This window comes from Streptomyces sp. NPDC127197 (assembly GCF_042672405.1).
Lineage (GTDB): Bacteria > Actinomycetota > Actinomycetes > Streptomycetales > Streptomycetaceae > Streptomyces > Streptomyces flavusporus.
Map to the genome: position 1 here is coordinate 1 of NZ_JBHXVG010000134.1, position 1,771 is coordinate 1,771.

At 71.4% G+C, this 1,771-nt stretch carries 1 protein-coding gene; it reads left to right on the top strand.

From position 1 onward, the window contains the following. A partial coding sequence (locus ACFVJQ_RS45920) for a beta-ketoacyl synthase N-terminal-like domain-containing protein (protein WP_385791956.1) occupies positions 1–1,771 on the top strand: 1,771 nt, incomplete at both ends.

A 1,771-nucleotide genomic window follows, 5' to 3' on the forward strand; every position in this document is an offset into this window, starting at 1 on the left:
CCACCACCCGCACCGACACCCTCCTCCTGCCCGCCCTCCACAAGAACCTCGACGAATCCCACGCCATCACCCGCGCCACAGCCGAACTCCACGTCGCGGGCACAGAGATCGTCTGGCAGGACGTCCTCACCGATCTGGACGTCTCGGCTCCGTACCGCGTGGAGCTGCCGACGTACGCGTTCCAGCGCCGTCGTTACTGGCTCAAGGAGACGGTGGGTGCGCAGGCCGGGCGGCCCGGGGACATGGCCGACACCGTCGCGGACGAGGAGGACACGGAGGCCGCGCCGCAGGCAGCCGGTCCCGCGGCGTCCTTCGCCGGACTGTCCGAGGAGGAGACGGACCGGGAGCTGCTGGATCTCGTACGACGACACATCGCCGCCGTGCTGGAGCACGACAGTCCCGAACAGGTCGCGGTGGACGCGCCGTTCAAGCAGCTCGGTTTCGACTCGCTCATGTCGGTGGAGTTCTGTGCCGCGCTCGGCCGGGCGGTGGGCGTACGACTGCCGTCGTCCACGCTCTACGACCACCCCACCCCGGAGCTGCTTGCGCGACACGTACGCAGTGAACTCGCGGGCGACAGGAGAGCGGTGGCGGCGCAGGGGGTGAAGGCCGCCCCGGACAGCGACGCCGACTCCGACCCCATCGCCATCGTCGGCATGAGCTGCCGCCTCCCGGGTGGCATACGCACGCCCGAACAGCTGTGGGCGCTGCTTGCGGCCGGCGGTGACGCGGTCTCGCCGTTCCCCGCCGACCGTGGCTGGGATCTGGAAGCGCTCTACGACGGTGACTCGGACCGCTCCGGTACGTCCTGCACCCGCGAGGGCGGCTTCCTCCACGACGCGGCCGACTTCGACCCGGCGTTCTTCGGGATCTCGCCGCGCGAGGCCCTGGCCATGGACCCGCAGCAGCGGCTGCTCCTTGAGACCTCCTGGGAGGCCCTCGAACGGGCCGGCATCAATCCGAAGTCGCTGCGCGGCAGCAAGGCCGGTGTCTTCGTCGGTGCGACGGCACAGGACTACGGCCCCCGGCTGCATGAAGCGCCCGAGGAGATCGAGGGCTATGTGCTGACGGGAACGACGCCCAGTGTGGCGTCGGGGCGGGTGGCGTACACGCTGGGCCTGGAGGGCCCGGCCGTCACGGTCGACACGGCCTGCTCGTCCTCGCTGGTCGCCCTGCACATGGCCGCGCAGTCACTGCGCTCGGGCGAATGCTCGCTCGCTCTCGCGGGCGGTGCGACCGTCATGTCCAACCCTGGCATGTTCGTGGAGTTCAGCCGGCAGCGGGGGCTCGCACCCGACGCCCGGGTCAAAGCCTTCGCCGAGGCCGCCGACGGCACCGGCTGGGGCGAGGGCGTCGGCATGCTCCTGCTGGAGCGGCTGTCGGACGCGCGGCGCAACGGGCACCGGGTTCTGGCCGTGGTCCGGGGTACGGCCGTCAACCAGGACGGCGCGAGCAACGGTCTCACCGCGCCGAACGGCCCCTCCCAGCAGCGTGTCATCCGGCAGGCCCTCGCCAACGCCGGCCTCACCCCGGATCAAGTGGACGCGGTCGAGGCCCACGGCACGGGCACCACCCTCGGTGACCCCATCGAGGCCCAGGCCCTCCTCGCCACCTACGGCCAGGGCCGCCCCGCCGAACAGCCGCTCTGGCTGGGCTCGGTGAAGTCCAACATCGGACACACCCAGGCCGCCGCCGGCGTCGCCGGTGTCATCAAGATGGTCATGGCCATGCATCATGGCCTGCTCCCCCGCACCCTCCACGTCGACCAGCC